1 protein-coding gene is annotated in these 723 nt (G+C 42.3%); it reads left to right on the plus strand.

Translation table 11 applies throughout. The features are described 5' to 3' along the window. Positions 1-56 precede the first annotated feature (56 nt). Positions 57-704, plus strand: a complete 648-nt coding sequence (locus ACP45E_RS00375; protein WP_017036983.1) for a glutathione S-transferase family protein — start codon at positions 57-59, stop codon at positions 702-704. The last annotated feature ends 19 nt before the right edge of the window (positions 705-723 follow it).

Raw genomic sequence — 723 nt, forward strand, 5'->3', positions numbered from 1 at the left:
TTGCCGCTTAGCAGAGCGTTATGAGTATCCGCAACTTTAGAGACAAGGAGTCAATTTTGTTCAAGCTTTATTACTATCCAAACAACGCGAGTCTAGCTCCTCATTTTTTGCTTCATCATTTAAAAGCAGACTATGAGCTGTTGTTAGTTGATAAAAAATCGAACTCTCAAAAATCAGCGGATTATCTTAGGCTCAACCCAGCAGGGCGCATACCGACTTTAGTTGTGGATGATCAGCCAATTTTCGAAAGTCCAGCTATCTGCATGCACATTTGCGAATTACACCCTGAGTCAGATTTAATGCCATCGTTAGGTGCCCCAACTCGTCCTATGTTTTATCAATGGCTCGCGTTTCTCAATAATACGTTACAAGCGGAACTCATGGTTCGCTACTACCCTCATCGTCATACTAACGATGAAGCTACTATTCCAAATGTTATAGCGGCGCAGGACGAAAGAATTGCTGATGCATTGTCAATTATCAACGACCAGTTAGAACGTCACGATTACTTGCTGGGTGATACCTTAACAGCATGTGACTACTTCTTGTTTATGCTTGCAGAATGGTCGTTGCCAATTGAAAAGTCGCCACTCGATTTCAAGCACCTGGCTGCGTATTTAAAGCGTCTTTGCTTGAACCCAACGATTAAAGCGGTGTGCGATATCGAAGGTATAGACCTCACACCATTTGAGTCATACTCATAACAAGCAATTTAAGAGGGAT

This window comes from Vibrio genomosp. F10 str. 9ZD137, from assembly GCF_049974785.1.
Taxonomy (GTDB): Bacteria; Pseudomonadota; Gammaproteobacteria; order Enterobacterales; family Vibrionaceae; genus Vibrio.